Raw genomic sequence first — 6,632 nt, 5'->3', positions numbered from 1 at the left:
GGGCGGGCGACCGTCCGGCGGCGCTTGCCCCGGCCCGGCGGCGCGCGCCGCCGTCGGCGACGGACGCGTCCCCGACGCGGGAGCCTTGCCGTCGGCGGGCGGCCGCCCGCCCGCCGACGGCGACGCCGGGACGGCCTCGTGCTCGGCCGCAGGCCGTGGTCCGGCAGCCACGCGGAGGGCGGCCGGGGGCCGTGACCCGGCGGCGGGCAGGGGGGTGGCTGTGGTGGAGGCGGGGGAGAGGGCCGCCTGGGCCGCCATCGCGGCCGTGCACACCAGGCGCGGCAACCTTCCTGACACGTCATCACCTCCGGTGCGCGGCGGCCTGTCCGCCTCACACCGTGAGATTCGACGTATCAACCGACGATGTGTGCCCACGCTGCGCCGTACGGCGCAACATGCTCACCCGCCCGTGTCACCCGGCTTGCCGACCGGGCGGTTTCGACCACGGCCACTTCGGGCCGCCGCCGCGCCGGCCCTCGGGATCGAACGCGTACTTCCACCCCTGGGGCAGCCCTAGCCGCTTGCTGTGGCCGCGCGGGACCCGGCGGTAGACGAGCACGGTGGGCGGGCCGCCCGCCGCGTCCGGGACCGGGATGCGGTACGTCTTCGGAGGGTTCCCGGTGGGCCCCACCAGCACCGGCAGCACCCGCCCGTCCATGGGGCCGCCCTCGAAGGGGGTGTCTTGGCTCTTCACGGTCCCAGTGTCAGCCATCCGCCGGCGTCAGCAGGCGCCCCACCACCGCGGCGGTCTGCTCGTCGCGGTTCGCGGTCACCGCCAGCACCGCCACGAACTGCTCCACCAGCCAGTCCCGCAGCTCCGTCACCGGCGGCTGCTTGTCCTCGTCCAGCCAGATCAGCGAGGCCGCCTCCACCGCCGTGATCCACATCCGCACGGTCATCCGCAGCCGCGGCCCGGCCTCGCTGACCTGGAGATGGCGCAGGATGTGCTCGGCGGCGGCCCGGCGCACCCCGTCCACGATGGCGCTGGTGCGGGACGTCTCCACCACGCTGCCGCCCTGGAGCAGCGCGGTGAACCCGGCGTCGTGGCCGTCGACGAAGGCGAGGTAGCGGTCCAGGGCGCGGGCGAGCCGGGGCAGCAGCGGACCCTCCCGCGGCTCGTCGAAGCAGGTGCGCAGCGCCTCCGCCGCCGAGCGCAGCGCGGCCTCGTACAGCTGCTGCTTGCCGCCCGGGAAGTACCGGTACACCAGCGGCCGGGACACCCCGGCCGCCTCCGCCACGTCGTCCAGCGAGACCTCCTCGGGCGCCCGGTGCGCGAAGAGGGTCAGGGCGGCGTCGAGCAGCTGCGCGCGCCGCTCCTCGACGCTGAGCCTTCGATAGGCGGGGGTGGATGCGGCAGGGCTCATGCTGGGCAGCGTAATCGCTGCCCACCCGGGCCGCCGCCGGCCCGCGGTCATCTCCGCGTCCGCCCGGCGCACCGGCGCTACGCCAGCAGGCCCGAGGACCGCCACATCCGCCGCGCGACTCCCCGCAGCACGCCCACGTCGTCCAGGAAGTCGGTCAGCCGCTTGGCGCCGGTCTGCATGATCTCCTTCCGGTGGCCGCTCGCCTTCACCTGGGCCATGGCCTCCCGCTTGTCCAGGCCGACGCCGGCGTAGACCTCGGGGTTGACGAAGGCCACCGAGAACACGCGGGCGAACTCGCCGGAGGTGAGGCGGGTGAACTCCCGCGACCACCGCGGCGCGGTCACCATCTGCCGGCGCAGCTCCTCACGGGCGTAGCGCACGTGCCGCGCCTCCTCCACGACGTGGATCCGGGTGACCCCGCGGATCAGCGGCTGCACCCGCTCGTCCGGGAAGGTCAGCCGCTGCATCCAGTCGAGGATCTCCTCGCCGAGCAGGGTCGCGGTGAAGGAGCCGGGCGTGGTGGAGACCGTCTTGAACAGCCGGCCGAGGTGCAGGTGGACGGGGGCCACCGGATACCAGGGCGTGTCACCGCGGTTGATCATGCGGGCGAACATCTTGGAGTGCCGGCACTCGTCCTCGATCTCGGTCAGCGCGTACCGCACGTGCGCGCTGGTGGCCGGCTTGTCGTAGATGTGCCGCACCAGCAGCTGCATCAGGATCAGCTCGAACCAGATGCCGAGCGAGGCGAGCGCGGCGGCCTCGTGCTGGGAGAGCAGGATGCGCTGTTCCTCGCCCATCCGCTTCCACAGCGGCGTGCCGTACAGCGACACCAGCTCCGGCGGCCAGAACCACTTGCCCTCCTCGAAGGGGGCCTCCCAGTCCAGCTCCCGGTCCGGGTCGAAGGAGTGCTTGGCGGACGAGTCGAGCAGCCGTTCGGCCACCTGCTCCCGGTCCTTGAGCAGACCGAGCGCGTCGCGCAGTCCGGCGAGCGCGTCGGCATCCGTCACGGTCGTCATCGGTGTCCCACCTCGTCGTACGGGAGTGTGGCCGGATCAGCTCGTTACCCGGCGGTCAGGTTCACGCCTCTTATGAGACTGCGCGTCAGCAAGCCCGTCAATCCCTGCGGCAGGACTTGTTGAGCGGACGGCCGCGTGTGAGCCTGCGGAGTATGCCGACCTATGACCTGTACGCGAACGACCCGGGCGATCCGCACTGGCAGGTCCCCGCGACCGGCGCGGCCCGCTTCGGCTGGGAGTACGACGAGGGCCGCGAGCGGCTCCTCGCCCTCTACCAGAAGGGCAAGGACAAGCAGTGGGACGGGAACAAGCGCGTCGACTGGGACCTGGAGGTCGATCCGTACGACCCGCTCGGCACGCCCGACGAGGCGATGATCCTGTACGGCACGCCGTACTGGGCGAAGATGACCGAGCGCGACCGGGGCGAGCTGCGCCGGCACTTCGCGTCCTGGCAGTTCAGCCAGTTCCTGCACGGCGAGCAGGGCGCGATGATCTGCGCGGCGCGGATCGTGGAGTCCGTCCCCGACCTCGACGCCAAGCTCTACTCCGCGACCCAGACGATGGACGAGGCCCGGCACGCCGAGATCTACGGCCGCTTCCTGCACGAGAAGATCGGGATGCTCTACCCGATCAACGACAACCTCCAGTCCCTGTTGGGCGACACCCTGCGCGACAGCCGCTGGGACATGCCGTACCTCGGGATGCAGGTGCTGATCGAGGGCCTGGCGCTGGCCGCCTTCGGCATGATCCGCGACACCACCGACAAGCCGCTGCCCCAGCAGATCCTCGCCTACGTCATGCAGGACGAGGCCCGGCACGTGGCCTTCGGCCGCATGGCGCTGCGCGACTACTACCGCCAGCTCACCGACGCCGAACTGCGCGAGCGCGAGGAGTTCGTCATCGAGGGCTGCTATCTGATGCGCGACCGGCTGCGCGGGGTCGAGGTCCTGGAGAACTTCGGCGTCCCGAAGGCCGAGGCCGACGAACTGAGCGAGCGCTCCGAGTTCCTCCAGCTCTTCCGCAAGCTGCTGTTCAGCCGCATCGTCCCCTGCGTCAAGGACATCGGCCTGTGGGGCGAGCGCCTGCAACGGGCCTACGTCGACATGGGCGTCCTGGAGCTGGGCGACTCCAGCCTGGACCTGCTGATGGCCCAGGACGAGGAGATCGCCGAACGCCTGGACGCCGAGCGCTTCGCGACGGAGGAGGCGCAGCGGGTGGCCGAGGTGCGGGAGGCGATCGAGGCGGGCGCGGCCGAGGGCTGAGCCGCACACGGGCCGCACACGGACGCCGCCGCGCTCACCGCGTCGCCGCCGCCCTCACCGCGTAGCTGCTGTGCTCACCGCGTCGGCGGTGAGTGCAGCACCGCCTCCATCACCGCCTTCGCGATCGGCGCCGCCGTACCGCCCCCGCTGATGTCCCCGCGCCGCGCCGACGCGTCCTCCACCACCACCGCGACCGCCACCCGCGGATCGAGGTCCTGATCGCCCTGCGCCCAGGAGACGAACCAGGCGTACGGCGTGCCCCGGTTGCCCACGCCGTGCTGCGCGGTCCCCGTCTTGCCGCCCACCACGGCCCCCGGGATCGCGGCGTTGCGCCCGGTGCCCTCCTCGACCACCCCGCACATCAGCTCCCGTAGCCGCTCCGCCGTCGTCGGCAGCATCACCTGACGGGCCGGCCGCGACCCGGCCGCCGACACCGTGGCGCCGCCGCGGCGGGTGGTCCGCTCCACCAGGTACGGCGCCCGCGACTGCCCGCCGTCGGCGACCGCCGCCGCCACCATCGCCATCTGCAACGGCGTCGCCCGGGTGTTGTACTGCCCGATCGACGACAGCGCCCGCTGCGCCCGGTCCGCGGGCGCCTCGAACGTGCTCGGCGTCACCGGGAACGGGATCCGCAGCCCCTCGTCGTCGAAGCCGAACCCCTGCGCCGCCGTCCGCATCGCCGCCGCGCCCACGTCCACGCCCAGCTTCGCGAACACCGTGTTGCAGGAGAACTCGAAGGCGTAGCGCAGGGAGGCGTTCTCGCAGCCCTCGCCCTCGTTCACCAGGCGCGCGGTGCTGCCCGGCAGCGGATACGGGTCCGGCGAGTCGGTCGGCATGTCGAGGTCCGTCACCAGCCCGGCGTCCAGCGCCGCCGCCGCGGTGACCACCTTGAACGTCGAACCCGGCGGATACGTCTGGCGCACCGCCCGGTTGAGCATCGGCTGCTCCGGGTCGTCGTTCAGCCGCGCCCAGGCCGCCGCCACCGCGGGCCCGTTGCCGGACAGCTCCGCCGGGTCGTACGACGGCGTGGACACCAGCGCCAGGATCCGGCCGGTGGCCGGCTCGATCGCCGCGACCGCGCCCTTGCGCGCCCCCAGGGCGTCGAACGCGGCCCGCTGCGCCGCCGGGTTCAGGGTGGTCACGACGTCGCCGCCGGGCGCCCGGGACCGGGTGAAGTCGTTCCACAGGCGCAGCCCCGCCAGCATCGGATCGGTGCCCGACAGCACCTGGTCTTCGGAGTGTTCGAGGAACGTCGTGCCGTAGCGCTGCGAGGCGAAGCCGGTGACGGGCGCGTACAACGGGCCGTCGGCGTACGTGCGTTCGTAGCGCAGCTGCTCGCCGGTGTCCCGCGACCCGGTCACCGGCCGGCCGCCGACCAGGATCCGGCCGCGCGGCTGGTCGTAACGGGCGATGGTGGGGCGGCGGTTGGCCGGGTTGCCGGCGTAGGACGGGCTCAGGAAGAGCTGGAGCCAGGCGGTGTTGACCAGCAGCGCCACCAGCAGCAGTACGCAGAAGGCGGCGGCGTGCCGGATGCACCGGCTCACCGGGGACACCGCCCGCCGGCGCGGCCGCGGCCGCGGCTACGGCTACGGCTACGGCCCGGTCGCGTACGCGTACGGCTCATGGCGGCGCCGTACCGTCGTACTGGCGGCGGGCCACGTGGCTCACCCGGATCAGCAGGGCGACGATCGCCCAGTTGGTGACGACCGAGGAGCCGCCCTGGGCCAGGAACGGCATCGCCATGCCGGTCAGCGGGATCAGCCCCGTCACCCCGCCCGCGATCACGAACACCTGGAGCGCCAGCAGCGAGGCGAGCCCCACCGCCAGCAGCCGGCCGAAGGGGTCGCGCAGCGCGAGGCCCGTCCGGTAGCCGCGCTCGACCAGCAGCGCGTACAGCAGGAAGACCGCCGACAGCCCGGCCAGCCCCAGTTCCTCCCCGGCGGTGGCCAGGATGAAGTCGGACTTGGCGGCGAACCCGACGAGGATCGAGTGGCCCGAGCCCAGTCCCGCGCCGAGCAGCCCGCCGGCCGCGAAGGAGAACAGCGACTGGGCGATCTGCCCGGGCCCCTGGCCCGCGTCGATGGACGCGAACGGGTGCAGCCACTCCTGCACCCGGCCGTGCACGTGCGGCTCCAGCCGGCCGACGCCGACCGCGCCGGCCACCGCGAGCAGCAGCCCGACCGCGATCCAGCCGGTGCGGCCGGTGGCGACGTACAGCATGACGACGAACAGCCCGAAGAACAGCAGCGAGGTCCCGAGGTCCCGCTCCAGCACCAGCACCCCGACGCTCAGCAGCCAGATCGCGGCGACCGGGCCGAGCACCCGGCCGGTGGGCAGCTGGAGCCGCCACACCCGGCGGCCGGTGTACGCCAGCGCGCTGCGGCCGGCGGCGAGGTAGGCGGCGAAGAACACCGCGAGCAGCACCTTGGCGAACTCGCCCGGCTGGATGGAGAACGCCCCGACCCGCACCCAGATGCGGGCGCCGTTCACCGGCGGGAAGAGGATGGGCAGGGCCAGCAGGGCGAGCGCGGCGACCACGCAGAGGTAGGAGTAGCGCTGGAGCCAGCGGTGGTCGCGCAGCACGAGCACCACCAGGATGAACAAGGCGACGCCCAGCGTCGACCACACCAGCTGGGCGGGCGCGGCCCGCTCGCCCGGGGTCTCCAGGTCGAGCCGGTAGATCAGCACCAGGCCCAGCCCGTTGAGCAGCACCCCGATCGGCAGCAGCAGCGGATCGGCGTACGGCGCGCGCAGCCGCACCGCGCCGTGCGCGAGCAGCGCGAGCACGCCGAGCCCGGCGCCGTAGCCGGCGGCGCCGGGCGGGAGCGCGCCGGACTTCGCCAGCCCGACGGCACAGTAGCCGTACACGGACAGCAGGACGGCGACGACGATCAGGGCGAGCTCGACACCGCGGCGCCGGGGGAGCAGGGGGGGGGGGGGGACGGACGCCGCGGCCCCCGCCGCGGCCGTCCCGGCGCCCGCCGCGGCCG

General features: G+C 73.6%; 6 protein-coding genes. 1 reads left to right on the top strand and 5 read right to left on the bottom strand.

Annotated features, from left to right (window positions below; all coding sequences use genetic code 11):
- Positions 1 to 412: 412 nt before the first annotated feature.
- From ABEB07_RS29705 to ABEB07_RS29695, 3 genes are all read right to left on the bottom strand, one after another.
- Positions 413 to 694, bottom strand: coding sequence for a hypothetical protein (locus ABEB07_RS29705; protein WP_425589094.1), 282 nt, complete (start codon positions 692 to 694; stop codon positions 413 to 415).
- Between the two features lie 10 nt (positions 695 to 704).
- Entirely contained in the window at positions 705 to 1,364 is a 660-nt protein-coding gene (locus tag ABEB07_RS29700; RefSeq protein WP_176150482.1) for a TetR/AcrR family transcriptional regulator, read from the bottom strand.
- Between the two features lie 77 nt (positions 1,365 to 1,441).
- Positions 1,442 to 2,380, bottom strand: a complete 939-nt coding sequence (locus ABEB07_RS29695; RefSeq protein WP_345671170.1) for an AurF N-oxygenase family protein — start codon at positions 2,378 to 2,380, stop codon at positions 1,442 to 1,444.
- Between the two features lie 152 nt (positions 2,381 to 2,532).
- On the opposite strand from ABEB07_RS29695, the gene ABEB07_RS29690 reads away from it, so the two are divergent.
- The gene (locus ABEB07_RS29690) at positions 2,533 to 3,642 is read left to right on the top strand and encodes a ferritin-like domain-containing protein (RefSeq protein WP_176150484.1); all 1,110 of its coding nucleotides are present in this window, start codon (positions 2,533 to 2,535) and stop codon (positions 3,640 to 3,642) included.
- Between the two features lie 74 nt (positions 3,643 to 3,716).
- On the opposite strand, the gene ABEB07_RS29685 is transcribed toward ABEB07_RS29690, so the two are convergent.
- On the bottom strand, positions 3,717 to 5,186 hold the full coding sequence (locus ABEB07_RS29685; protein WP_345671169.1) for a penicillin-binding transpeptidase domain-containing protein: 1,470 nt from the start codon (positions 5,184 to 5,186) through the stop codon (positions 3,717 to 3,719).
- A gap of 76 nt (positions 5,187 to 5,262) precedes the next feature.
- Positions 5,263 to 6,570, bottom strand: a complete 1,308-nt coding sequence (locus ABEB07_RS29680) for an FtsW/RodA/SpoVE family cell cycle protein (protein ID WP_176152125.1) — start codon at positions 6,568 to 6,570, stop codon at positions 5,263 to 5,265.
- Positions 6,571 to 6,632 lie beyond the last annotated feature (62 nt).

Source organism: Streptomyces similanensis (assembly GCF_039543625.1).
Classification (GTDB): domain Bacteria; phylum Actinomycetota; class Actinomycetes; order Streptomycetales; family Streptomycetaceae; genus Streptomyces; species Streptomyces similanensis.
This window is presented reverse-complemented; position numbering and strand designations above follow the sequence as displayed.